This window comes from Streptomyces sp. NPDC048473 (assembly GCF_043200155.1).
Taxonomy (GTDB): Bacteria; Actinomycetota; Actinomycetes; order Streptomycetales; family Streptomycetaceae; genus Streptomyces.
Map to the genome: position 1 here is coordinate 55,405 of NZ_JBICXE010000037.1, position 24,761 is coordinate 80,165.

A 24,761-nucleotide genomic window follows, 5' to 3' on the forward strand; every position below is an offset into this window, starting at 1 on the left:
GCCCGGGTGTGCACCTTGTGTGAGCATCGTGCCCGTATAGCGGACAGCGGTTCCCTGTGAACGAGGTGCGCGCCCAGACTGTGCGCGCACGTCCCCCACGTCTCACCTACCGAACAGAGCTTGTCCATGTCTCGGAATTCCGCGTCTCCCCCCACCGGTTCCCCGGTCGCCGTCTCCGACACCAAGGCCGATTCGGCGCTCACCCACGGGCTCAAGCAGCGCCATCTTTCGATGATCGCCCTCGGCGGTGTCATCGGCGCCGGGCTCTTCGTCGGCTCGGGCGCGGGTATCGCCGCCGCCGGCCCGTCGATCATCATCGCGTACGCCGTCTCCGGGCTGCTGGTCATGCTCGTGATGCGGATGCTCGGCGAGATGTCGGCCGCGAACCCGGCCTCCGGTTCCTTCTCCGTCCATGCGGAGCGGGCGATAGGGCCGTGGGCGGGGTTCACCGTGGGCTGGGCGTTCTGGGTGCTGCTCTGTGTCGCCGTCGGCCTGGAGGGCATCGGTGCCGCAAAGATCGTCACCGGCTGGCTGCCCGGTACGCCGGAGTGGGCCTGGGTCGCGCTGTTCATGGTGGTCTTCCTGGGCGCGAACCTCGCCTCGGTGAAGAAGTTCGGCGAGTTCGAGTTCTGGTTCGCCGCCCTCAAGGTCGTGGCGATCACGCTCTTCCTGGTGCTGGGTGTGCTGGCGATCCTCGGTGTGCTGCCCGGTACGGACGCCCCCGGCACCGCCAACCTCAAGGGCGAGGGCGGCTTCATGCCGAACGGCTCCGAGGGCCTGGTGATCGGACTGCTCGCCTCCGTCTTCGCGTACGGCGGTCTGGAGACCGTCACCATCGCCGCGGCCGAGTCCGAGAACCCGGTGCAGGGTGTCGCGAAGGCCGTGCGGACGGCGATGTGGCGGATCGCGCTCTTCTACGTCGGCTCGATGGCGGTCGTCGTCACGCTGGTCCCGTGGGACGACCCGAAGGTCGTGGAGGTCGGCCCGTTCTACGCGGCCCTGGCCCACCTCGGCATCGGCCGCGCCGCGGAGATCATGAACGTGGTCATCCTGGTCGCCCTGCTCTCCGCGATGAACGCCAACATCTACGGCGCCTCGCGCATGGCCTGTTCGCTGGTCGCCCGAGGCCAGGGCCCGAAGCGGCTCGGCAGGATCTCCTCGGGTGTGCCGCGCACCGCCGTCCTGGTCTCGTCCGTGTTCGGTTTCCTGTGCGTGCTGCTCAGCTACTGGCGCCCCGACGACGTCTTCCCGTGGCTGCTCAACATGATCGGCGCGGTGATCCTGGTCGTCTGGATCTTCATCGCCGTCTCCCAGCTGATCCTGCGCGACCGGCTGGAGCGCGAGGCCCCGGAGAAGCTCGTCGTACGGATGTGGCTCTTTCCGGTCCTGACGGTGGTGGCGCTCCTGGCGATGCTCGGCATCTTCTTCCTGATGCTGCGCCAGCCCGACACCCGTGACCAGCTGGTGGCGTCCGGCGCCCTGACCGTCGTACTGGCGGCCATCGGTGTCGTACGGCAGCGGCGGTCCGCGGCCGTCAACGGCTGACGCCCGGTACGCGGGGGCCGTCGAGGACGTCCGGTGCGCAGGGCACATTGAGGGAGAGCAGCGCACCGCCCTCCTCCCCGATCCGCACCTCGCTCACCGCCACGTTCCGCAGCCGCGGGAAGACCCTGCGGTAGGCGCCCAGCGGAATCGACAGCAGTTCGCACAGCACGAGCCGCAGCAGGGTGTTGTGTGCGACGACGAGGACCCGCTGCCCCGGGTGCCCGTCCGCGATCCGGCGCAGCGCCGCCGTTCCCCGGGCCGCCGCCGACCGGGGGTCCTCAGCCCCGGGGAAGGGGTGGGTCACCGGGTCGGCGCGGTACTTCCGGGCCCGCTCCGGGTGCTCGGCAGCGAACTCCGCCAAAGTGCGCCCCTCCACCTCGCCGAAGTCGCATTCGCGCAGGTCGTGTTCGCGCCGGGGGACGAGACCGAGCGCCTCGCACGCGGGCTGTGCGGTCTCGATCGCGCGCGTGACCGTCGACGTCCAGATCGCGTCGACCGGGTGCCGGAGCGCCCACTCGCCCAGCCGCTCGGCCTGGCGGCGTCCTTCGTCGGTGAGGGCGATGTCGCTGACCCCGGCGTAGCGGTTCTCCGCGTGCCAGACGGTCTGACCGTGGCGGGCGAGCAGCAGGGTGGCGCTCGGACGGGCGGTCATGGTTTCTCCGTTCGGGTGCGGGCGTGGGCGGCGACCGGGCCGGGGAGCCAGCCGCGTCGCTCCAGTTCGTCCACCAGCGTGAGGTACGGCTCGGTGTACCACGCCGTACGCACCGGGTGCGGGTGCAGCACGTGCCGCAACCGCACCATCGCACCCGCTGTCCCGATCAGGCTGGTCCCGGCCCCCGCCCCGTACGCGGCGAGGATCGCCATGCCGAGGGCGGGTTCGCTGTACTGCGGGATGTACACGGGCCGGCCCAGGATGTCGGCGCGCAGCCGGCTCCAGTAGCCGCTGCGGACCGCGCCGCCGGTGAGGGTGAGCCTGCTGTATACCTGGGCGCCGAGCAGGTCGAGGTAGTCGAGGCAGAGCCGTTCGACCAGGCCCACTCCGGTCAGCAGGGCCGCCCAGTGCTCGGCGTCGGTGGCGGGCTCGCCGAGCAGGAACCCGGTGGCCTCCGGCGCGACGAAGGGAAAGCGTTCGCCCGTGGCCACCAGCGGATACGCCACCACACGCGCCGGCTCGTGCTCACGGGCCAGTGCGTCCATGCGGGCCGGGTCCGCGTCCGGGAAGGCGGTGGCCAGTGCCCCGCCGCCGACCCCCGAGGCCCCACCCGGCAGCCAGCTCCCGTCCGGAGCACGGTGGCTGTAGACCACCCCGGACCGGTCCACGACCGGCGACGAGGTGACCCCCTTCAGCACCAGCGTCGTACCGAGCACCGAATTCCAGGAGCCGACGGTGAGCGCGCCGGAGGCGATCTGCGCCGCGCACCCGTCCGTCATCCCGGCCACCAGCGGCGTGCCCGCCGGTATCCCGGTCTCCTCCGCCGCCACCCGCCCCACCTCGCCGATCCGCGTTCCCGGCCGCACCACGTCCGGGAACAGCCCGTCGGGCAGGCCCAGCCTGTTGAACCTCCGGTGCGGCCAGGCGTCCCGTTCCAGGTCGTAGCCGGTCTTCAGGGCGTGGCTGGAGTCGGTGGGCAGCGGGGTTCCGGCGAGCCGCGCCAGGACCAGATCGGCCTGATGCATGACCCGTACGGTGCCGCCCGCCCCTCCCCCGTACTCCCGCAGCAGCCACATCACCTTGGGCAGCGCCCAGCTCGGCGGGGTCCGGGCCCTCGCCGCCTCGGCCACGGCGCGCCCGTCGTCGTACATCACCCCCGGGGTCAGCGGCCGTCCATCCCGGTCGCCGAGCAGAACGGTGCCGGAGGTGGCACAGACGGCGAGCGCACGCGGGGCGGGGCAGTCGCGCAGTGCCTGACGGCTGGCCGCGCACACGGCCGTCCACCAGTCGAGGGGCCGCTGCTCATGCCGTACACCGTCGCGTCTGCCCGCGAGCGGGGCGGAGCCGCTGCCGAGGATCTCGCCGCGGTCTCCTGCCACCACCGCACGGACGCTCTGCGTGCCGAGATCGATGCCCATCCACATATCGGCCCTCTCTGTGAACTTCTCACTCTGCACCGAGAATTTCCGTTGCGCGAGGGATTGACGGCCAACTTCCGTTGTTCCAAGCTCTGTTATCCAGTCGACTCAACGTGTGAATGGGCCCCCCACCCACCCATCTCCGGCCGGACCGTGGAGGTCACGGATGGACATGCACGCGCACGACCGGCGACGGTTCCTCGCCATCGGAGCGGCGGCGGCCGCGTCCGCCGCCCCGCTGCTCACCGCCTGCGGCGCGGGCTTCGGCGACGGCACCGGCAAGGGCGACGGCTCCGCGGCCGACGATGTCACCGGCTCCTTCGACTGGAAGCGGGCCGAGGGCAGGACGGTCAAGGCGCTGCTCAACAAGCATCCGTACACCGATGCCCTGATCGCCGATCTGAAGGCGTTCACCGAGAAGACCGGCATCAAGGTCGAGTACGACGTCTTTCCCGAGGACAACTACTTCGACAAGCTCACCGTCGACCTCTCCAGCGGACGCGCCTCCTACGACGTGTTCATGCTCGGCGCGTACATGGTGTGGCAGTACGGCCCGCCGGGCTGGCTGGAGGATCTCGGCCCGTGGATGCGCAACTCCTCGGCGACCGGGGCCGAATGGGACCAGGCGGACTTCTTCCCCAACCTGCTTGCATCCGACCAGTGGTCGCTGAAGGCGGGCGCCCCGCTCGGGCAGGGCGGGCAGTACGCGCTGCCGTGGGGCTGGGAGACCAATGTCGTCGCGTACAACACCGAGGTGTTCAAGAAGCTCGGCCTGAAGCCCGCCGAGACCTTCGACGAGCTGCGCGAGATGGCCGGGGCCATCACCCGCCGGGCGCCGGGCGCGGGCTTCGACGGGATGTACGGGGTCGCGGTGCGCGGCTCGCGCAGCTGGGCGACGATCCATCCGGGCTTCATGACGATGTTCGCGCGGGGCGGGCTGAAGGACTTCACCGTCGAGGGCGGCAAGCTGAAGCCCGCGATGAACTCCCCTGAGGCGATCGCGTTCACCCGGGACTGGGCGGAGATGGTCAAGAAGGGCGGGCCGCCTTCCTGGACCTCGTACACCTGGTACCAGTGCTCCAGCGACCTCGGCGCGAAGAAGGCGGGGATGCTCTTCGACGCGGACACCGCCGCCTACTTCCAGGCGGTGAAGGGCGCCTCCCCGGCCTCCGGCAAGATCGCCTTCCACCCGGGGCCGAAGGGCCCCGACGGCTCGCTCGCCACGAACATGTGGATCTGGTCGCTCGGCATGAACGCCAAGAGCCGCAACAAGTCCGCGGCCTGGCTGTTCCTCCAGTGGGCGACCGGCAAGGAGCATCTGCGCAAGGGTGCGATCGAGTACAACCACATCGATCCGGTACGGAAGTCGGTCAGCCAGGACCCCGCGTACAAGGACAAGATGCGGGCCATTCCCGGCTTCATCGAGACGTTCGAGACGGTCGTCGACCAGACGAAGATCCAGTTCACCCCGCAGGAGCAGTTCTTCGACGCGACGACCAGCTGGGCCGCCGCGCTCCAGGAGATCTACGGCGGGAAGAACGCCTCGTCCGTACTGAACGGGCTGGCGGGCGACCTGGCGTCGAAGGTCGGCTGACCGATGTCCGGACGCGTGGCCCCCACGCTGGAGACCGACCACGGGGCGGCCTCCGGCACGGGGGCCGGAAGCACAGGGGCCGGGAAGCGGGCGGCGCGGGCGGTACCGGCGTGGCGCCGCTCGCTGCGGCCGTATCTGCTGATCGTGCCCGCGCTGCTGCTGACCGGCGGCATCCTCTACCCGTTCGGACTCGGCCTCTACTACACGGTGTTCGACTTCGCGGCGAGCAAACCTCGGCCGGATCCGGTCGGCATCGAGAACTACCGGCGGATCCTCACCCAGTCCTCGTTCTGGGACTCGGCGCGGGTCACAGTGCTCTACGCGGTCGGCGCGGCGGCCGTCGAGACGGTGCTCGGGGTGGCCGTGGCCCTGCTGCTGCACCGGGCGAGCTTCGTCGGGCGGGTGCTGGAGAAGATCCTGATCCTGCCGCTGATGATCGCGCCGGTGATCGCCGCGATCATGTGGAAGCTGATGCTCCAGCCGTCGGTCGGCGTCATCAACCATCTCCTGCAACCGTTCGGCCTCGGCGGTGTGCAGTGGACGGACACCCCGACGGGCGCCCTGCTGTCGTCGATCGCCGTGGATGTGTGGGTCTACACCCCGTTCGTCGCGATCCTTGCGCTGGCCGGTCTGCGCTCGCTGCCCGCCTCGCCGTTCGAGGCGGCGGCGGTCGACGGGGCGAGCTGGTGGTTCACCTTCCGGCGCCTCACGCTGCCGATGCTGTGGCCGTACGTCCTGGTGGCCGTGATCTTCCGGTTCATGGACTCGCTGAAGGTCTTCGACATCATCTACGCGCTGACCGAGGGCGGCCCCGGCGACTCGACGATGGTGCTCCAGATCCGGGCCTATCTGGAGGCGATCCGCTTCCAGCGCTACTCGTTCGGGATCAGCTACATGGTGGTGCTGTGGGCCGTGGTGTACCTGGTCACGATGGTGCTGGTGCGCTATCTGGGGCGGATCCAGAACCGGGCGGCGGAGGTGCCGGGATGACCGGGGGTGCCGGGACGGCCGGGATGAAGCGCAAGGCGCTCGCCGTCGCCGCCGACCTGGCGCTGATCCTCTACTTCCTCTTCGCGCTGTTCCCGGTCGCCTGGATGGTCATCCTGTCGCTGAAGCCGACGAACGAGCTGTTCAGTACGTACTTCTCGTTCACCCCGACCTTCGACTCCTATCGCACCGTCCTCGGCGCCGGGGACGACCAGGGTGTGCCGTTCGTGCGGTTCTTCGTGAACAGCCTGGTCGTGTCGCTGGGCGCGGTCGCGCTGTCGCTGGTGATCGGGCTGCCGGCCGCGTACGCCGCCGCGCGGTGGCGGTTCCGCGGCTCGGAGAACCTGATGTTCACCCTGCTCTCGTTCCGGTTCGCACCCGAACTCACCGTCATCATCCCGCTGTTCGTGCTCTACCAGAAGCTCGGACTCTTCGATACGTATGTCGGCATGGTGTGGGTGCTGCAACTGGTGACCCTTCCGCTGATCGTCTGGATCATGCGGTCGTACTTCTCCGACCTCTCCCCCGAGCTGGAGCAGGCGGCGCTGCTGGACGGCTACACCCGCAAGCAGGCGTTCTTCAAGGTCGCGCTGCCGCTGGTGAAGCCGGGGATCGCGGCCGTCTCGCTGCTGGCGTTCATCTTCGCGTGGAACAACTTCGTCTTCCCGCTGATCCTCACCTCGTCGAACGCGCAGACGGTGACGGTCGGCGCGCTGTCCTTCCTCGGCGGCGACCGGCCCAGGTACAACCTGACGGCCGCGGCGGCCCTGGTCTCGGTGATCCCGCCGCTGCTGCTGGCGCTCACCATCCAGCGCTACCTGGTGCGCGGCCTGTCGTTCGGGGCGGTGAAGTCGTGACCGGCCCGGCAGCGATCACGCTGCGCGGTGTCAGGAAGCGGTACGGGAAGAACACCGCGCTCGACGGCCTGGACCTGGAGGTGGCCGAGGGCGAGTTCTTCTGTCTGCTCGGCCCGTCCGGCGCCGGGAAGACGACCACGCTCAAGACGATCGCGGGCCTGGAGGAGCCGAACGCCGGGACGGTCGAGCTGGGCGGGGTGGACATGGCGGGCGTGGAGCCGTACGACCGGGGCGTGGCCATGTGCTTCGAGTCGTACGCCCTCTACCCGCACCGCACCGCGTACGACAATCTCGCCTCCCCGCTCCGCTCGCCGCGCCACCGCCTCCCCGCGCACGAGGCGCGCGAGCGGATCGGGGAGGTGGCCGAACTCCTCGGCATCGGCGCCCTGTTGGACCGCCCGGTGGGCCGGCTCTCCAACGGTCAGCGCCAGCGCGTGGCGCTCGGCCGGGTGCTGGTGCGGCCGGCCCGGGCGTTCCTGCTCGACGAACCGCTGTCGCACCTCGACGCGAAGCTGCGGCAGGCGATGCGCGCGGAACTGAAGGCGATCGGCTCCGTCCGGCGCACGACCACGCTGTACGTCACCCACGACTCGGTGGAGGCGCTGGCGCTCGGGGACCGGATCGGGGTGATCAGGGACGGCCGCATGGTGCAGACCGGAACCCGCGAGGAGCTGTGGCACCGGCCGTACGACACGTTCGTCGCCCGGTCCTTCGGCAGACCCCGGATCAATCTGCTGCCGGGGACGGTGACGGCCGAGGGACACTTCCGGTCGCCGGACGGGGCGTACGAGCTGCCGCTGACGGTGCCCGCGCCGCCGGGCACGGCGGTCCAACTGGGCGTACGGCCGAGGGATATCGGGCTGCGGGGGCCCGGCACGGGCTCAGGCACGGAGCCGACCGGCACCGGCAAGGGCTCAGGCATGGAGCCGACCGGCACCGGCAAGGGCTCAGGCATGGAGCCGACCGGCACCGGCAAGGGCTCAGATGCGGAGCCGACCGGCACCGGCAAGAGCCCCGGCCTGGAGCTGACCGGCACCGTTCACGTCACCGAACTGCTGGGCCGGGCCACCGAAGTCACCGTCAGAATCGGCGGACAGCAGCTGTCCCTCGTCGTCCCGCGCGCCGACGCGGCCGGCCTGAGCCCCGACCATCCGGCCCGGCTCTCCGTACCGCCTGAGAGTCTGCTGCTGTTCGAGGCCGACCGGCCGGCACGTCCAGGACGAAGGATCAGCACGTGAGCAACGTTCCGCAGCGGGGCCCCGCCCCGCGCCAGGCATCCATAGCCGAGTACGTCCTCGCGCAGGGCGAGGTGAGCGCCGCCGAACTGGCGGAGCGTTTCGACGTCAGCCTGATGACCATCCACCGGGATCTGGACGAGCTGGAACGGCAGGGCATCGTCCGCAAGTTCCGCGGCGGTGTCACCGCCCAGCCGTCCGGTGTCTTCGAGTCGAACGTCTCCTACCGGCTGAAGACGATGCGCACCGAGAAGGCCGCCATCGCCGAACGGGCTCTGCAGCTCATCGAACCGGGCATGGCGGTGATGCTCGACGATTCGACGTCCACGCTGGAGGTCGCGCGCAGGCTGCGCTCCATCACCCCGCTGACCGTCGTCACCAACTTCCTCGAAGCGATCAACCTGTTGTCGCAGGAGCGCGGCATCCATCTGATGGGCCTCGGCGGCGACTTCGACCCGCTGCACTCTTCCTTCCTCGGCGTCTCGTGCGTGGAGGCGGTGCAATCGCTCCAGGTCGACATCTGCTTCACCTCCACCTCCGCCGTGTCCGGCGGTTACGCCTACCACCAGGAGCAGCACATCGTCTCCGTGAAGCGGGCGATGCTCGACTCGGCGAGCCGCAATGTGCTGCTGCTCGACCACTCCAAGCTGGGCCGGGTCGCCCTGCACCGGCTCGCCCCGCTCTCCCGCTTCGATCTGCTGCTGGTCGACGACGGCGCGTCCGAGCGGGCACTGCGCGAACTCGACGAGCACAAGGTGCCCTACGAGGTCTGCGGCACCGGCCGGGAATCCGCAGCGGGAGACGGAGATGACGGATGAACGGGAGGCGGCGATGACGGATGACTGAACTGGCCCTGCGCGCACTGCGCAAGACCTACACCGGACGTGGCCGGGCCGCCGTCGAAGCGGTCCGCTCCATCGACATCGAGCTGCGCTCCGGCGAGCTGCTGGGGCTGCTCGGCCCGTCCGGTTGCGGCAAGTCCACAACACTGCGGATGATCGCCGGACTGGAGACGGTCAGCGGCGGCGACATCCTCATCGGCGGCTCGTCGGTGGTGCCGCTCCCGGCCCAACAGCGCAATATCGGGGTGGCGTTCGAGAACTACGCCCTGTATCCACCGCTGACGGTTGCGGAGAATCTCGGCTTCGGCCTTGCCGCCCGGCGCCGGTACGGGCGGGCCGAGATCCGCCGCCGGGTCGCCGACATGGCCGAACGCATCGGGATCACCGACCTCCTGGGCGCCCGCCCCGCCGGACTCTCCAGCGGCCAGAAGCAGCGGGTCGCCCTGGCCCGTGCCCTGATCCGCACCCCCGACGTGCTGCTCCTCGACGAGCCGCTCTCCCATCTGGATGCCGCCCAACGGGACACCACCCGGCGCGAGTTGAAGCGCATCCAGCGGGACAGCGGCCACACCGCCATCCTCGTCACGCACGACCAGGAGGAGGCGCTGTCGCTCGCCGACCGGATCGCGGTGATGCGGGACGGCGAGATCCAGCAGCTCGGCACCCCCGAGGATATCTACGACGCCCCGGTGAATCTGTTCGTCGCCGACTTCGTCGGGGAACCGGCGATCAATCTGCTGCCGGGGACGGCCGACGGGGCGGGCGGGGTGCGCCTCTCGGACTCCGTGCGCATCCCCGTACCGCAGCGGCCCGCGGCGGGGCGCGCGGTGGTGCTCGGCATCCGCCCGGAGGATCTGCGCCTGGACGACACGGGTGTACGGGCCCGGGTCGCCGCCCATGAACCCCTGCTGGAATCCGGCATCGCCACGCTCTTGCTCGCCGGGGTGACGGAGCCGCTGGTCGTCGCGACCGGTCCGGAAGTACGGCTCGACCGGGACGACACCGTACGCATCACCGCCGATCCCCGGCACATCCATGTCTTCGACGCCCGGACAGGAGAAGCTCTGCGATGACCCGCCCCGTGACGGTCCGCCCCGCGACGAGAATTCTGGTCGCGGGTGACCATTTCGTCCGCAACTCCCTGATCGCCGAGGCCCTGCACCACGCTCTCGGCCCGGAGCCCCATCTCACCGAACTCACCCTCCCCTGGCCCCTGGAGCCCTTCGGCAAGGTCGCCGAGGTCGACGAAGCCAGCGATGCCGAGGACGCACTGATCCGCGCCCTGGACGGGGTCGAGGTATGCGTGACGCAGATGGGCCCGTTCACGGAGCGGGTCCTGGCCGCCGCACCCGATCTGCGGCTGGTCGTGGTCTGCCGGGGCGGCCCGGTCAATGTGAACGCGGCCGCGGCGCGGGCCCGGGGTGTGCGGGTGTGCTTCGCGCCCGGACGCAATGCGGCGGCGACCGCCGAGTTCACCGTGGGGCTGATGCTCTGCGCCCTGCGCCGCATTCCCGAGGCGCACCGCTCCCTCGCCGCGGACGGCCGCTGGGACGCCTCCCACTACACGTACGAGAACTGCGGCCTGGAGCTGGAGGACACCCCCGTCGGCCTGATCGGTTACGGCGCGGTGGGCAGCCGGGTGGCCCGGGTACTCTCCGCGTTCGGCGCCGAGGTCGAGGTGTACGACCCGTATGTGCGCGGCGACGTCCACGGCATGCGCGCCACCTCGCTGGAGGCGCTCCTGGACCGCTCCCGCGTCCTCACCCTGCATGCCAGGCTCACCCCGGAGACCCGGCATCTCATCGGCGCCCGCGAACTGGCCCTGCTGCCGCGCGGCGCGGTCCTCGTGAACGCGGCCCGGGGCGGGCTGCTGGACACGGACGCGCTGTGCGACGCCCTGGACTCGGGACAGTTGCGGGCCGCGGCGCTCGACACGTACGAGCAGGAGCCGCCCCCGCCCACGTCACGGCTCTTCCGCACCCCGCATCTGCTGATGACCCCGCATGTGGCGGGTGCCAGCCGGTCCGTCGCGCAGAGGGCGGCCCGGATCGCGGCGGCCGAGGTGGCGCGCTATGTGCGGGGCGAACCGCTCGCCCACGCCCTGTGAGGGGAACCGGACCCATGACGAGGTACATCGGCATCGATGTCGGCACATCCATGGTGAAGGCCGCGGCCTTCGACCCGCAGGGCCGCACGCTGGCCGTCCAATCGCGCCCGGTGGGGCTCACGATCCGCGGCGGTTTCGTGGAGCAGGACATGGACGAGGTGTACGGGGCGGTCTGCGAGGTCCTGGCCGCGTTGGGCTCGGACGGGGTCGCGTTCGCCGGCCTCACCGGTCAGGGCGACGGTGTCTGGCTGGTCGACGCGGCGGGCCGCCCGGTCCGTACGGCGATCTCCTGGATGGACGGCCGGGCCCATGAACTGGTCGACACCTGGCTGGCGTCCGGTGTTTTCGAGGCCGTCTACCGGCGCACCGGCAGCGCGATGTTCCCGGGCTGTCCGGGCCCGGTGCTGGCCTGGCTCGACCGTCACGACCCGGCCTCGCTCGACGCGGCGACGACCGCCCTGTACTGCAAGGACATGGTGTTCCAGCGTCTGACGGGGGTCAGGGCCACGGATGTCTCCGATGCGTCGATGCCGTTCCTGGACCCGCTGGCCCGTGCGTACTCCTCCGATGTCGTGGCCGCGCTCGGCCTCGGCCACCGGGCCTCGCTCCTCGCCCCGGTCAGCGACCCGGTCGCCACCGCCGAACTCCCTTCCGGTGTACGGATATCCAACGGCCCGTACGATCTGCCGGCCTGTGCCCTCGGCGCGGGCGTCACCCGTCCCGGTGACGGTCTGCTGATCGTCGGCACCTGTCTGGCCGCACTGGTGGCCACGGAACAGCTCGATCTGAACGGTGAGCCGGCAGGTCTGCACATCTCCACCGACCGCCCGGGCCACTGGCTGCGCGCCATGCCCGCGATGGTCGGCACCGCGGCCCTCGACTGGATCCTGACCACCACCGGCGTACGCCACACGGAGGTCGACTCCCTCCTCGCCGCCACCCCGCCCGGCGCGCACGGTGTCCGCGTACTCCCCTACTTCGCCCCGTCCGGCGAACGCGCCCCGTTCGTCGAGCCGCGTCTGCGGGCCGAACTCACCGGTGTGTCCCTGGAGACCACTCCGGCGGATCTGATCCGCGCGGTCTGCGAGGGCATCGGCTTCGCCGCCCGCCACTGTCTGGAGGCCGCGGGCCTCACCGGCACCCTCGCCCTGTGCGGCGGCGGCACCCGCTCCCCCGCGTGGATGCGCCTGTTCGCCGATGTGCTGGGCCGCCCGGTCCGGATCGTGGAGGGCGAGGTCGGTGCGCGCGGTGCGGTGCTCGCGGCGGCACAGCGCTTCGGCGCGGAGCTGGACACGACTGCCTGGACGGCCCCGACGACGGTCGTCGAACCGGTCCCGGAGCGGGCGGCGTTCTATGCGAAGGCGTACGAGGACCATCTGGCCCGGCTCGCCGTTGCCCGTACGCACGCCCGCGCATGAGCACTCGTTCCCGGTCCGGGGCCGCGGACCGCCGCACCGATCCCCGACCCCTCCTCAGCGGTGGAGCTGGTTGAAGGTGGCACTTGCGAGCACGGAGCCGTCCGCGTTGAGCAGGCGGACGCCGGTGACCGGCGATGTGCCGGCGAGGTAGGGCCCGCCCCAGGAGCCGTAGCCGTCGTCATTGAGGGTGAAGGAACCGACCTTGGTGATGGAGCCGTCGGCCCGCTGCAACTGGCAGCGGACGGTGCCGGAGTGCCCGTCGGCGTCCACCGCCATGTACAACCATGGCGAGGACCCGGTGTAGAGGTAGACCTGCCCGAACGACTGGCCGGCGTTGGCGAGTTGGGCGGTGAGCAGGTGCGGTTGCACCGGGGAGACGATGGGCGCGACCGGGGCCGGACGGCCAACGGACGCGCCGAGCACCCAACCGCCGCCGCCGAAGGCCAGGCCTGCTGCCGCCGCCGCCGCAGCGAGGGCGAACCGCCGCCACTGTATGCGCCGGCGCGGCCGCCGCCCGGAGGAGAGTCCGAGTCGGTCGATCACCCTGTCCTCGAAGCCGACCGGCGGTTCGCTGCCCGGGACAAGATCCAGCAGCGCGTCCGACGTGGCCGCCAGCTCATGGACGTATTCGCGGCAGGCGGGGCAGTCCTCCAGATGGTCCATCGCCCCGGCCCGCTCCCTGGCGGGCAGCACGCCGAGCGCCAGCTCCGCGCCGATCTCCCGGAGCTGCTCACAGGTGAACCCACCGTTGTCAGTCATGGTCCACCTGCCTGGTCGCGAGGGACGCCCGGACCTTGCCCATGGCTGTCCGTATCCGGGTTTTGGCGGTACCGAGCGGTATCTCCTCGAAGTCGGCGACCTGTTGAGCGGTCATCCCGTAGATACCTGCCATCACCAGAGCTCGCGCCTGCTCCCGTGGCAGCGTGCCGACCGCGCGGCGCAGTTCCACCGCGGCTTCGGCGGACAGCGCGTGCCGTTCCGGTGTGTCGGCGACGGTCTGCATCATGTTCTCCAGGTCTGCGGGGTCGACTGGAGTGGCCTTGCGGGCGCGTACGGCGTCGATCGCGAGGTTGTGTGCGATGGCCGCCAGCCAGGTGGGCACCGATCCCCGGCGCGGGTCGTAGACCTGAGCGTGCCGGCAGGCTCGCTCGAAGGTCTGCTGTGCGATGTCCTCGGCTAGCTGGACGTCGCCGACCACTGCGATGGCCACGCCGAAGACGCGACGCTGGAACCGCCGGACAAAAGCCACGGCGATCTCGGGATCGCCGGTCATGAGCCCGGCCAGCAGCGCTTCGTCGGGCACCCGCTCCAGGGAGATGCCAATCCTGCGCATACTCCTTACGTAACACGAGTCCGCGCGGATTGCCTGCCCCAGGCAGCCCCGGAGCGGTGGAAGGACTGGCACAGAGCCCCGGCATACGTGTGCGACGAGAACAACAGGCGGACCCGGGTGAGTAATTTCCTGAAAGGGCAATCCCATGAGCGCTCCGGAGCGTATTCCGTCTGGAAGCCTCTTCAGGAGGGAAGCTCATGGCGATCTTCAGTCATCTCATCCCCGCGGAACGCCGTCACGACATGAGGGACACGTCGCGGCGCTCCGACAACCACGGAAGGGACCATCGTCGCCACCGTCGTGACTTCGACGGCCATGGTGACCGTGGCCACCGCGATCACCGCTGGTGATCGCACAGGACGGCTGAGCGGGCCCAGGCTCTTGGTCCGCTCGGCCGGCAATCCTTGAGGAACGCGTCTTATGAGGCGTGTCTCGCTTCATGTGCTGCGGCGGCTGCTGTCGGTGGCCGATGACCCCGACGCAGTCGTCGCCGCCGCGCCGCCCGTAGCGCCGCGTGAGGCGTTCCGGCGGTTCTGGCCCTATACACGCGGCGGCCGGCGCTGGCTCATTCCGATACTCGTCTTCAGCATGGTCGGACCCGTCGTCGACGGGGCCGAGATCTGGCTCTTCAAGATCGTGGTGGACGACGTTCTCGTTCCGCGCGATCTGCGTCCCTTCCTCTGGATCGCCCTGGCATACGCAGGGCTCGTCATCTGCTCCGGCATTCTGGGATTCGCCGACGATGTGACGTCCACCTGGGTCAGCGAGCGTTTCCTGCTGGCCCTTCGGTCGGAGGTGTTCCGGCACGTCCAGGGCCTCTCGCTCGGGTTCTTCGAGCGGCGGCGGCTGGGGGACGTGCTGTCGCGTATCACCGGCGATGTCGACGCGGTCGAGACGTTCCTCCTCTCCGGGGTGGCGGACGGCCTCTATTACGTGATCCGGCTGGGCGTCTTTCTCGGTCTGCTGTTCTACCTGCGGTGGGATCTGACCCTCGTCGCGCTCGTCATCGTGCCGCTCTTCTGGTGGGCGGCCCGGCGCTTCTCCCGGCTGATCAAGGCCGCGTCGCGGGAGCGGCGGCGGCGCAGCGGTTCGATCAGCGCGATCACCGAGGAGTCGCTCGGCAACATCGCGCTGGTGCAGGCGTACAACCGGCAGGAGTCGGAGGCGCGCCGGTTCGAACGCGAGAGTGCGGGCAAGTTCCGCGCGGCGATGGCCTCGGCGCGCATCCGCGCCGTCTACGGCCCGATCGTCGAGGTCGTCGAGCTGACCGGCGCGCTGGCCGTCATGGGTTTGGGCACCTGGAAGTTGGCGCAGGGCCAGCTCACGCTGGGCGGCCTGCTGGTCTTCCTCGCGCTGCTGAGCAACCTCTACAGTCCGATCCGCGACCTGTCCCATCTCGCCGGCACGTTCTACGCGGCGTCCGCCTCCGCCGAGCGGATCATCGAGTTGCTCGACCAGCGCCCCCAGGTCGTCGACACCGCCGAAGCCCGGCGGATCGGGCGCGCCCGGGGCGACATCGAGTTCCGCGGTGTCTGCTTCCGCTATCCGGGTACGCCCCGGTGGGCGCTCTCCGACGTGTCGTTCCACGTGACGCCCGGCACGACGCTGGCACTGGTCGGCGCGAGCGGCGCAGGCAAATCCACGGTCGGGAAGCTGCAACTGCGCTTCTACGACCCGGATCAGGGGGCAATCCTCCTCGACGGAACCGACCTCAGGGACCTGCAACTGTCCGAGCTGCGCGAGAACGTCGCGGTGGTACTGCAGGAGACTCTCGTCTTCCACGGCACCGTACGGGAGAACATTGCCTACGGCCGCCCGGACGTCACGGAGGCGGACATCATCGCGGCGGCCCGCGCCGCCGACGCCCACGACTTCATCCGGCTGCTCCCCGAGGGCTACGACACCCTGGTGGGACAGCGTGGCCGAACCCTGTCCGGCGGGCAGGCCCAGCGCCTCGCGATCGCCCGCGCGATGATCAGGGACGCACCCGTACTGCTCCTGGACGAGCCGACCACCGGCCTGGACGCCCAGTCGGGCCGCCGGATCATGGAACCGCTGCGCCGGCTCATGGCCGGGCGGACCACCATCGTCATCTCACACAATCTGCTCACAGTCCGCGACGCCACATCCACCGTGGTGCTGGACCACGGCCGGGTCGTCGAGCGCGGCACGCACGAAGACCTGCTCCTGCGCGGCGGAACCTACGCCCGGCTTCACCGGCTGAACGGAGTGACCGGCCCCGTCCTCGCCGGCTCCCCGCCCCCGCGGAAGGTCCTCTCATGAGCCGCGTCACAGCTCGACCTGCTCCGCCCCTCGCACCCGGAACGAAACCCGCGCCGGGGTACGAGGTCCTGGCGCACCTGGCCCGGACCGGCTGGCTCGACCTCTACGACGCATGGAGCGAGGAACGGTACTGCCGATGCGTCGTGAAGGTCCTGCGCCCCGACCACCGCAACGAGGAGCAGTTGCGCGACCGGCTGCTGCGAGAGGGGCGTTGGCTCCGGACATTCACCCATCCGCACCTGGTCCGCGCCTACGAGATCTTCGAATCGCCCGAGCCGCTCGTCGTGCTGGAAACGCTGACGGGCGAAACGCTGTCGCACCTCATCGACCGGTTGCCCCGGCGGCCGTCCGCCGCCGACGTGGCCCTCCTCGGCGTGCACCTGTGTTCCGCGATCCACTACCTCCACGGTCACGGCCTGCTGCACCTGGACCTCAAGCCGTCCAACGTGGTGGTCGACCGCGGGCTCGCCAAAGTACTCGATCTCAGCGTCGCGCAGCCGCCCGGAATCACTTCTCCGGGCGTCGGCACCTTCTCTTACCTGGCTCCCGAGCAGGCGCGTGGCGGGCCGCTGTCGGCCGCGGCCGACGTGTGGGGCATCGGCGTCACGTTGTACGAAGTCGCCACCGGCGACGCGCCGTTCGGCTGCGGCGAGACCGTGGACGGCAGCGTGGACGAGACGAGCGACGGCGACGACACGGGCCGTCAGGACGACTGGTATCCGCAGCTCGATGCGCCTGCTCCGCCGGTCAGGTCCCGTCGACGCCTCCCCCGTGATCTCGCCGCGGCCATCGACGGCTGCCTCCGGCCCGACCCGGCTGCCAGGCCCACGATCCCCGAACTCGCCGACGCTCTCGATGTGGCTCCGCCCCGGCAACGGCGCCGCATCGCTCCGTCATCGGCTGACCGTAGAGACGAGTCCTAGTCCGAAGGGCTGATCACCTCCGCCCCCTCCTGCTGTTAGCCTGCTCTTGCATATAGGTTGCAATAACAACAGGACAGCAGCTGGAGGGTTCGACCACATGGCCACGTACACGCTTCCGGAACTCCCGTACGACTACGCGGCGCTCGAACCGGTCATCAATCCGCAGATCATCGAGCTCCACCACGACAAGCACCACGCCGCCTATGTGAAGGGTGCGAACGACACCCTGGAGCAGCTGGAGGAGGCGCGCGACAAGGAGGCCTGGGGAGCGATCAACGGGCTCCAGAAGAACCTCGCGTTCCATCTCTCCGGCCACATCCTGCACTCGATCTACTGGCACAACATGACCGGCGACGGCGGCGGCGAGCCCCTCGCGGCCGACGGTGTCGGTGACCTCGCGGACGCGATCGCCGAGTCGTTCGGCTCGTTCGCCGGTTTCAAGTCCCAGCTGACGAAGGCCGCGGCCACCACGCAGGGTTCCGGCTGGGGCGTCCTCGCGTACGAGCCGGTCAGCGGCAAGCTGATCGTCGAGCAGGTCTACGACCACCAGGGCAATGTCGGCCAGGGCTCCGTCCCGGTCCTGGTCTTCGACGCCTGGGAGCACGCCTTCTATCTCCAGTACAAGAACCAGAAGGTCGACTTCATCGAGGCGATGTGGCGCGTCGTCAACTGGCAGGACGTGGCGAAGCGTTACGCGGCCGCAAAGGAGCGCGCCGACGTGCTGCTGCTCGCCCCCTGACCGAGCGACGCATGAACGCCCTGCCTCGTGATCGTCTTCTCAGCCTTCACCGGGCAGGCGGATGAAGGGGGGACCCCCGCCTGGACGTGACAGGTGGGGGTCCTTCTGTCATGTTGCGTGCGGGGGGCAGGAGGCTGGGGCGTGCTTCAGCAGGGCGCTCGTACCGGCTCGGCGTGCGCCCGGAGCACCGCCCCGCCCCTCACCTACTGGCCGTCGGTGACGAGCGCCAGCATCAGCCCGTCGTACCCCTTGCCGCCGACGGTCTGCAGAGCGGTCGCGGTCAAGGCCGGTTCGGCCGCGACGAGTTCGGTGAACCGGCGCACACCCTGCACCTTCGGGTCGTCGCTGCCGCCGTCGACCACCTCTCCGTCGCGTACGACGTTGTCGGCGATGATCAGGCTCCCGGGCCGGGTCAGCTTCAGCGACCAGGCCAGGTAGTCCGGGTTGCTCGGCTTGTCCGCGTCGATGAACACGATGTCGAACGGCCCATACCCCTGCTCCGCGAGCTCCGGCAGCGTGTCGAGAGCACGGCCGACCCGGATCTCGACGACGTCCGCCAGGCCGGCACGCTCGATGTTCCCGCGCGCGACCTCGGCGCACTCCGGATCGAATTCGAGCGTCACGAGCCTGCCACCCTCGGGCAGCGCACGGGCCAGCCAGATCGTGCTGTAACCGCCCAGGGTGCCGATCTCCAGAACGGTGCGCGCCCCCTGGAGCCGGGCCAGCAGGTTCAACAGCTTGCCCTGATTGGCGGCGACCTGAATCGCCGGGAGCCCGGCCTTGTCACTGGCCTCCACGGCCGCGTCCAGGGCTTCGTCCGGGCCCACCAGCAGGCCGTTGAAGTAGTCGTCGACCTCGGTCCACTGCGCCAACGTCACAACAGGTTCCTCTCTCGGTATCGCGTGAGTTCCTAAAAGGAACTTACATCATGCGAGGTGAATGCAATGATGGGCGTCATGAGCCTCGTCCCCGCCGACCCCACCGTGCTCCATCCGATGCCGGGCCAGCCCCGGGTCGTACAGCTGAAGCCCCTGGTGAAGTCCGAACTGATCGAGGTCGGGGACTACTCGTACTACGACGATCCCGACGACGCGACCGCCTTCGAGACCCGAAACGTGCTCTACCACTACGGTCCGGAGAAGCTGGTCATCGGGAAGTTCTGCGCGCTGGGGACCGGAGTGCGGTTCATCATGAACGGCGCCAACCACCGGATGGACGGCCCGTCCACGTTCCCGTTCCCCACCATGGGCGGCTCCTGGGCCGAGCACTTCGACCTGCTGGCCGGGCTGCCGGGCCGGGGCGACACGGTCGTCGGCAACGACGTCTGGTTCGGCTACAACGCCATGGTGATGCCGGGCGTACGGATCGGGCACGGCGCGATCATCGGCTCCGGCGCGGTCGTCGTCGGTGACGTACCGGACTACGGCATCGTCGGCGGCAATCCGGCCAAGCTGATCCGCACCCGGTACGACGACGAAACCATTGCCCGGCTCCTCGCCGTCGCCTGGTGGGACTGGCCCACCGAGCACCTGACCCGACACATCCGCACCATCATGTCCGGCAGCGTCGACGACCTCGAAGCGGCTGCCCCGGAGGGGACATCGTGACGATCACCGTTCGAGAACTCGCCTACTACCCGGTCAAGGGCTGCGCCGGCACCACGGTCGATTCCGCGCAGGTCCTCGGGACCGGCCTCGAACACGACCGGACATTCATGGTGGTGGACGCGGCGGACGGCGCATTCCGCAGCCAGCGTACGCACCCGTCGATGGCCGCGATCAAAGTCGAAGTCCTGTACGACGGGGCGGCGTTGACCCTGTCCACCGAGGGCGTCGAGCCGCTGCGCCTGGACGTCGACCCGGACGGCCCGCGCCGCGAGGTCAGCATGTTCGACCGCCCGCTCGGCGAGGCCGCCGACCAGGGGGACGCGGCGGCGGAATGGTTCTCCGATGCGCTCGGCGCGAAGTCCCGCCTGGTACGAGTGGTCCCCGGCTTCGACCGGGACGGCTGGGGCGAGACCCCCGGCAAGGTCAACTTCGCCGACGCACACGCGGTGCTGGTCGCCTCGACGGCCTCCCTGGACGGCCTCAACGCCCGCATCACCACCCGGGGCGACGCCGCGCCGGTACCGATGGACCGCTTCCGCCCCAACATCGTCCTGACCGGCAACGACGAGCCGCACTTCGAGGACCGGGTACGCCGGATGACCCTCGGCACCACGGAACTCGCCTATTCGGTACGGGCGATACGGTGCAACGTCCCGCTCGTCGACCAGAACACCGGCCGCCGCGCGGGCCCGGAACCGGTCCGGACCCTTGCGACGTACCGGCGCGAGCCGGAGTACAAGAACAGGGTGAGCTTCGGCGCGAAGAACGCGGTGGTCCACGAGGGTGTGGTGACCGTCGGGGACGTGGTCGAGGTCGCGGACTGGCTCAGCCCGTGAAGGCCCCGGCCTTCACCCCGTCGATGAACGCGGCGCAGCCGGCCGGGGCGTAGAACTGCAGCCCACTGCCCGGTCCTTGCTGTCCCGGACGGCCCCGGCCTCCTCCTCTGAGCCCATCCGGCCATCGGCCGGGCGGAGTTGCCATGAGGCGGGCTCTCGAGATCGCCTGGCGGTGCGAGGTCACCGTCGGTGGAGTTCTCGTACGGGCCGAGCATGCCGGCACCGCGACGCAGGCGCTGTTCTGGATGCGGATCTCCGTACGGACACCGCTCTCCGGGTTCGACGCGGAGGACCGCGAGCGCGCCTACCGCCGGCTCGACCACGGTCAGTGGGAAGCCGTGTACTCCTCAGCCGTCCCGCTGGGCCTCCACCAGCACGTCGCCCACGTCCGTACGGAAGTACAGCACCGACCGCCCGGCCCTTCGGCGACCGGCCAGGCCGCTGTCCAGCAGGACCTTGAGGTGGCGGCCCACCGACCCCAGTCCCTGACCGGTCAGGGCAACCAGCTGAGTGGTGCTCTTCGGACTGGAGAGGAGGACGAGGACCGCCGCCCGCGCCGGGCCCAGCAGGCGGCCCAGGCTGTCGGGCACCCGCGCCCGCCCAGCCTCGGCCAGGGCGCCCGAACACGGGTAGACAACCGCGTACCGCTCGGCTTCGTCGTCCCAGGACACCCAGCCCGTGCGTTGGGTTACCGGCACGAACAGCAGGCGCGCACCCGCCAGTTGCCTCGGCGGATAGTCGTGCGCGTTGATCTGGAGCCGGCTGCCGCCGAGCCACCGCATTCCCGGGCGCAGACCGCTCAGGGCGGCGGCCCAGCCGCCCTGGCTCAGCTGTCCGGTCCGCGCGACGATGTCCGCCTCGATGATCCGGCGGCGGCGCGGCCAGTCCGGCAGCACGGTCCGTTGCCAGACCCAGTCCAGCACGTCGGCGGCGCGCTGCGCCAGGTCGTCGCGGTCCAGGAGTGCCGGGAGGGGGCCGCCGCCGAGGGACACCTCCAGGTCGGCTCGGGCGCGCTCGGGCGAGGTCGCCCGGACGGGGGCCAGCTCCTCCTCGAAGGACGGTGCGCCCTCACCGGTCGGCGTGGGGGTGATGAAGTCCGCGTTCCAGCTGCCGCCGAGCGCCGCCGGTACGAGACGGCCGGCGACCGGATCGGCGGCCTGCCGGGCCCGGTAGGCGGACAGATGGGCATCGAGCCAGGCCCGTTCGCCGGGGTGCTCGGGCCGTCCCCTCTCCAGGGAGTTCAGGGCGGAGATGGTCTCGGCGAGCGGCGAGACGACGAACCGGCTCCCCGCGAGCGTGTCCGTGTTGATCTGCCACCAGCCCATGATGTTTCGCCTCCACGCGAAACAGTAACGGTCGCCCTGGGCGGCCACTGAGACTGCCCGCATGCACACCTACCGGGAACTCTTCCGAGCGCCGCAGTTCGGACCGCTCTTCGCCACCAGCGCCGTACAGGTCGCCGGGTCGACAATGAGCGGGCTGGCCCTCGGCACCCTCGTCTATGCCTCGACCGGCTCGCCGCTGCTCGCCGCCCTGTCCATGTTCGGCTCCTCGCTCGCCCAGGTGATCGGGGCGACCGTGCTGATGTCGGCGGCGGACCGGCTGCCGCCACGGGCGGCCATGACCGGCATGGCGCTCGTCTTCGGGCTGGCCACCGCCGTACTCGCCGTCCCCGGGCTTCCGCTGCCGGTCGTCTTCGCGATCATCCTGATGGAGGGTGTGGTCGCCTCGGTGGGCGGCGGTGTGCGGTACGGCCTGCTCAATGAGGTGCTGCCCAAGGACGGCTATCTGCTGGGGCGTTCCGTACTGAACATGTGCGTCGGCCTGATGCAGATCAGTGGGTTCGCGCTCGGCGGCCTTCTGGTGACGACGCTGTCCGCGCGCGGCACGCTGCTGGTGTCCGCCGCCCTGTATCTGTTGGGTGCGGCCGTCGCCCGGTTCGGGCTGGTGCGCCGTCCGCCGCGCGCCGCCGGGCGGCCGTCGGTCGCCGAGACGTGGCGGACCAACGCCGTTCTGTGGTCCTCCGGCCCGCGCCGCCGGGTCTATCTCGCGCTCTGGGTGCCGAACGGGCTGATCGTCGGCTGCGAGTCACTGTTCGTCCCGTACGCCCCCGAGCACGCGGGGCTCCTCTTCGCCTTCGCCGCGCTGGGGATGCTCATCGGGGACACCGTGGCCGGCCGGTTCGTCGCCCAGCACCGGCGGGGACGGCTGGCCATGCCGATGCTGCTGCTCCTGGCCGCCCCGTATCTGCTCTTCGCCGCGCGTCCGGCGCTGCCCCTGGCGTTCGCTCTGGCCGCGCTCGCCTCGGTCGGGTTCTCGGCGAGTCTGCTGCTCCAGGAGCGGCTGATGGCCCTGACCCCGGACGAGATCACCGGTCAGGCGCTCGGACTGCACTCCTCCGGCATGCTCACCATGCAGGGCGTCGCGGCCGCGCTCGCGGGCGCCATCGCTCAGCGGACCTCACCGGGGACGGCGATGACCGTGATGGCGGCGGCCTCCCTCGCGGTCACCGTGGCCCTGGCTGCGGCCGGGCGCCGGGCTGCGGGAGCGGTGGACAGCGTGGAGCCCCACGGGACTTCGGAAGCGGTGGACGTCACGGGTTCTGCTGGTCGACGAGCGTGACCGGCTCCTGCTGCTGTGCGGCAGGGACTCGAGGCGGGACGGTGCCCGGTGGTGGTCGTTCGTAGCGAACTCGAGTGCACCGTCGGGCCATCGCTCGGTAGTTTTGGTTGCGTCTTGGCGGAGCATCCGCGCTCCTGACCGGTCTCGGTAAACCCCAAATGGGCAAAGGAAAACATGTTAAAGACGTATCGCGCTGTGCAGTTCACGGAGTACGGCGGACCCGAGGTACTGCACGTTGTGGACCGCGAGGTGCCACGCCCAGGTCCTGGGGAGGTGCTGGTCGAGGTCCGGGCTGCCGGGGTGAATCCGCTGGACTGGCAGCTGCGCAGCGGGGCCGTCGCGACGATGATGCCGGTGGAGTTCCCCGCGGTGCCCGGCGGCGACGTCGCCGGTGTCGTTGTGGACGTCGGCGAAGACGTGACCGGCTTCGCGGCGGGTGACGAGGTCTTCGGTTCGATCGGTGCGGGCAGCTACGCCGAGTTCGTGGTGGCGCCAGCGGCGCAGATCGCACGAAAGCCCGCAAGCGTGTCCTGGGAGATCGCGGCCGGGCTGCCGGTGGCGGTCAACACGGCCTGCCAGGCGCTCGACGACCTCGGTGTGAAGGCCGGGGAGACGCTGGTCGTGGATGGTGCCGCCGGTGGTGTCGGGTCTGTGGCCGTGCAGATCGCCGGGTGTCTCGGCGCGACCGTGATCGGGACGGCGAGCGAGCGCAACCACGCGTACCTGCGTTCGCTCGGCGCCGAGCCCGTGACCTACGGCGAGGGGCTCGCCGAGCGGATCCGCACCATCGCGCCGAACGGCGCGGACGCGGCATTCGACACCGCGGGAAAGGGCTCGTTGCCGGCACTCGTCGACGTGACCGGCGGGCCGGAGCGCGTGGTCACCATCGCCGACCACCGGGCGGAGGAACACGGCGTGCGCTTTGTGTTCGCCGGCCCCGGTGCGATCCGTGAGCGTCTCGAGCGGGCAGCCGCGCTGGTCGCGAACGGCGAACTCACCCTGTCGGTGGCACGGACGTACACGCTGTCCGAGGCGGCCGACGCCCACCGGGAGAGCGAAGGCGGCCACGTACGCGGCAAGTTGATCATCGTGCCGGAATGACGCCGGTACGCCGGGGCGCCTGGTATGCCCGCCCCGTCCCCCGGTTCCGGCAAGGGGTCAGCGCGCCGTGAGGTCGTACTCCAGCAGCGGCAGCTCGCGGCCGGGGATCGATCCCGACGGGGTCGCCCCGATCCGTACCGCGCCCATCGCGAGGTAGAACGGTTCCGCGTTCGGGTCGGCGTCGATGGTGAGGCGTACGAAGCCGAGGCGCCGGGCCTCCGTCACGGTGTGCTCGAAGAGGAGTCGGCCGATGCCGCGGCCCAGCGCGTCCGGGGCGACGAACATCATGCCGAGGGCGCCCTCGGGCGGGGAGCCGTCCAGGGTGGTGAAGCCCAGGACGCGGCCGGCCTCCTCGGCGACCGCGGTGCGGCGACGGCCGATGTCGGCCGGGTGCATGGTGAGTTCGTCGCGGCAGGCGGCGAGGAACGCCTCGTCGTAGCCCCAGTGGGCCTTCGATTCCAGGGCCAGCTCGGTCAGTGCTTCGGCCTCGGACCTGCGTGCCGGTCGTACGTTCATCTCCGCCCGATCCCCTTCCCTCTTCCCTTGGCAGCTCGCCGCACCCGAGACTGATGCTCCTATTGGTAGTCAAGGGAGGCCGAGAACCTGGTGGTGGTCCGGTCAGGTTTGGTAGGGGTGAAGGGTGACGCTCTCGGATCGGACGT

23 protein-coding genes are annotated in these 24,761 nt (G+C 70.4%); 16 read left to right on the forward strand and 7 right to left on the reverse strand.

From position 1 onward, the window contains the following. Window positions 1-126 precede the first annotated feature (126 nt). Complete coding sequence (locus tag ACGFU7_RS37290) at window positions 127-1,545, forward strand: amino acid permease (protein ID WP_393702026.1); 1,419 nt, start codon at window positions 127-129, stop codon at window positions 1,543-1,545. Here ACGFU7_RS37290 and ACGFU7_RS37295 read toward each other — a convergent pair. Both ACGFU7_RS37295 and ACGFU7_RS37300 read right to left on the reverse strand, forming a co-directional pair. Next, complete coding sequence (locus tag ACGFU7_RS37295; protein WP_393702028.1) at window positions 1,535-2,197, reverse strand: histidine phosphatase family protein; 663 nt, start codon at window positions 2,195-2,197, stop codon at window positions 1,535-1,537. The genes ACGFU7_RS37290 and ACGFU7_RS37295 overlap by 11 nt on opposite strands. Further along, complete coding sequence (locus tag ACGFU7_RS37300) at window positions 2,194-3,621, reverse strand: FGGY-family carbohydrate kinase (protein WP_393702069.1); 1,428 nt, start codon at window positions 3,619-3,621, stop codon at window positions 2,194-2,196. The genes ACGFU7_RS37295 and ACGFU7_RS37300 overlap by 4 nt, the downstream gene beginning before the upstream one ends. 160 nt (window positions 3,622-3,781) lie before the next feature. Between ACGFU7_RS37300 and ACGFU7_RS37305 the strand changes: the two genes are divergently transcribed. The 8 genes from ACGFU7_RS37305 to ACGFU7_RS37340 are packed head-to-tail and all read left to right on the forward strand — an operon-like array spanning window position 3,782 to window position 12,655. Next, window positions 3,782-5,209, forward strand: coding sequence for an ABC transporter substrate-binding protein (locus tag ACGFU7_RS37305; RefSeq protein WP_393702030.1), 1,428 nt, complete (start codon window positions 3,782-3,784; stop codon window positions 5,207-5,209). A gap of 3 nt (window positions 5,210-5,212) precedes the next feature. Then, on the forward strand, window positions 5,213-6,199 hold the full coding sequence (locus tag ACGFU7_RS37310; RefSeq protein ID WP_393702032.1) for a carbohydrate ABC transporter permease: 987 nt from the start codon (window positions 5,213-5,215) through the stop codon (window positions 6,197-6,199). Next, window positions 6,196-7,053: a carbohydrate ABC transporter permease gene (locus ACGFU7_RS37315; RefSeq protein ID WP_393702034.1), complete on the forward strand. Its 858-nt coding sequence runs from the start codon at window positions 6,196-6,198 to the stop codon at window positions 7,051-7,053. Before ACGFU7_RS37310 ends, ACGFU7_RS37315 begins: the two co-directional genes overlap by 4 nt. Continuing rightward, the gene (locus tag ACGFU7_RS37320; protein WP_393702036.1) at window positions 7,050-8,291 is read left to right on the forward strand and encodes an ABC transporter ATP-binding protein; all 1,242 of its coding nucleotides are present in this window, start codon (window positions 7,050-7,052) and stop codon (window positions 8,289-8,291) included. Before ACGFU7_RS37315 ends, ACGFU7_RS37320 begins: the two co-directional genes overlap by 4 nt. Further along, a complete protein-coding gene (locus ACGFU7_RS37325; protein ID WP_393702038.1) occupies window positions 8,288-9,106 on the forward strand; it encodes a DeoR/GlpR family DNA-binding transcription regulator in 819 nt (272 codons plus the stop codon). Before ACGFU7_RS37320 ends, ACGFU7_RS37325 begins: the two co-directional genes overlap by 4 nt. A gap of 20 nt (window positions 9,107-9,126) precedes the next feature. Further along, window positions 9,127-10,203: an ABC transporter ATP-binding protein gene (locus tag ACGFU7_RS37330; RefSeq protein ID WP_393702040.1), complete on the forward strand. Its 1,077-nt coding sequence runs from the start codon at window positions 9,127-9,129 to the stop codon at window positions 10,201-10,203. Next, complete coding sequence (locus ACGFU7_RS37335) at window positions 10,200-11,237, forward strand: NAD(P)-dependent oxidoreductase (protein WP_393702042.1); 1,038 nt, start codon at window positions 10,200-10,202, stop codon at window positions 11,235-11,237. Before ACGFU7_RS37330 ends, ACGFU7_RS37335 begins: the two co-directional genes overlap by 4 nt. A 14-nt stretch (window positions 11,238-11,251) precedes the next feature. Continuing rightward, window positions 11,252-12,655, forward strand: coding sequence for an FGGY family carbohydrate kinase (locus ACGFU7_RS37340; RefSeq protein ID WP_393702044.1), 1,404 nt, complete (start codon window positions 11,252-11,254; stop codon window positions 12,653-12,655). A gap of 54 nt (window positions 12,656-12,709) precedes the next feature. On the opposite strand, the gene ACGFU7_RS37345 is transcribed toward ACGFU7_RS37340, so the two are convergent. Next, window positions 12,710-13,414: an anti-sigma factor family protein gene (locus tag ACGFU7_RS37345; protein ID WP_393702046.1), complete on the reverse strand. Its 705-nt coding sequence runs from the start codon at window positions 13,412-13,414 to the stop codon at window positions 12,710-12,712. Beyond that, window positions 13,407-13,988: an RNA polymerase sigma factor gene (locus ACGFU7_RS37350; RefSeq protein ID WP_393702047.1), complete on the reverse strand. Its 582-nt coding sequence runs from the start codon at window positions 13,986-13,988 to the stop codon at window positions 13,407-13,409. The genes ACGFU7_RS37345 and ACGFU7_RS37350 overlap by 8 nt, the downstream gene beginning before the upstream one ends. A 420-nt stretch (window positions 13,989-14,408) precedes the next feature. On the opposite strand from ACGFU7_RS37350, the gene ACGFU7_RS37355 reads away from it, so the two are divergent. From ACGFU7_RS37355 to ACGFU7_RS37365, 3 genes are all read left to right on the forward strand, one after another. Further along, window positions 14,409-16,271: an ABC transporter ATP-binding protein gene (locus tag ACGFU7_RS37355; RefSeq protein WP_393702048.1), complete on the forward strand. Its 1,863-nt coding sequence runs from the start codon at window positions 14,409-14,411 to the stop codon at window positions 16,269-16,271. Then, a complete protein-coding gene (locus ACGFU7_RS37360) occupies window positions 16,268-17,194 on the forward strand; it encodes a serine/threonine-protein kinase (protein WP_393702049.1) in 927 nt (308 codons plus the stop codon). Before ACGFU7_RS37355 ends, ACGFU7_RS37360 begins: the two co-directional genes overlap by 4 nt. 97 nt (window positions 17,195-17,291) lie before the next feature. Next, a complete protein-coding gene (locus tag ACGFU7_RS37365) occupies window positions 17,292-17,933 on the forward strand; it encodes a superoxide dismutase (RefSeq protein ID WP_393702050.1) in 642 nt (213 codons plus the stop codon). A gap of 203 nt (window positions 17,934-18,136) precedes the next feature. Here ACGFU7_RS37365 and ACGFU7_RS37370 read toward each other — a convergent pair whose 3' ends face one another. Then, the gene (locus ACGFU7_RS37370; RefSeq protein ID WP_393702052.1) at window positions 18,137-18,811 is read right to left on the reverse strand and encodes an O-methyltransferase; all 675 of its coding nucleotides are present in this window, start codon (window positions 18,809-18,811) and stop codon (window positions 18,137-18,139) included. Window positions 18,812-18,889: 78 nt separating this feature from the next. Between ACGFU7_RS37370 and ACGFU7_RS37375 the strand changes: the two genes are divergently transcribed. Next, on the forward strand, window positions 18,890-19,540 hold the full coding sequence (locus tag ACGFU7_RS37375; protein WP_393702053.1) for a CatB-related O-acetyltransferase: 651 nt from the start codon (window positions 18,890-18,892) through the stop codon (window positions 19,538-19,540). Next, window positions 19,537-20,376: an MOSC domain-containing protein gene (locus tag ACGFU7_RS37380; RefSeq protein WP_393702055.1), complete on the forward strand. Its 840-nt coding sequence runs from the start codon at window positions 19,537-19,539 to the stop codon at window positions 20,374-20,376. The genes ACGFU7_RS37375 and ACGFU7_RS37380 overlap by 4 nt, the downstream gene beginning before the upstream one ends. 347 nt (window positions 20,377-20,723) lie before the next feature. Here ACGFU7_RS37380 and ACGFU7_RS37385 read toward each other — a convergent pair whose 3' ends face one another. After that, the gene (locus ACGFU7_RS37385) at window positions 20,724-21,701 is read right to left on the reverse strand and encodes an ArsR/SmtB family transcription factor (protein ID WP_393702057.1); all 978 of its coding nucleotides are present in this window, start codon (window positions 21,699-21,701) and stop codon (window positions 20,724-20,726) included. Window positions 21,702-21,762: 61 nt separating this feature from the next. Here ACGFU7_RS37385 and ACGFU7_RS37390 point away from each other — a divergent pair, with 61 nt between their 5' ends. Both ACGFU7_RS37390 and ACGFU7_RS37395 read left to right on the forward strand, forming a co-directional pair. Beyond that, the gene (locus ACGFU7_RS37390) at window positions 21,763-22,998 is read left to right on the forward strand and encodes an MFS transporter (protein ID WP_393702058.1); all 1,236 of its coding nucleotides are present in this window, start codon (window positions 21,763-21,765) and stop codon (window positions 22,996-22,998) included. 174 nt (window positions 22,999-23,172) lie between these two features. Further along, on the forward strand, window positions 23,173-24,099 hold the full coding sequence (locus ACGFU7_RS37395; protein WP_393702060.1) for an NADP-dependent oxidoreductase: 927 nt from the start codon (window positions 23,173-23,175) through the stop codon (window positions 24,097-24,099). A 57-nt stretch (window positions 24,100-24,156) separates the two neighbouring features. Here ACGFU7_RS37395 and ACGFU7_RS37400 read toward each other — a convergent pair whose 3' ends face one another. Next, entirely contained in the window at window positions 24,157-24,615 is a 459-nt protein-coding gene (locus ACGFU7_RS37400; protein WP_393702062.1) for a GNAT family N-acetyltransferase, read from the reverse strand. Between the last annotated feature and the right edge of the window lie 146 nt (window positions 24,616-24,761).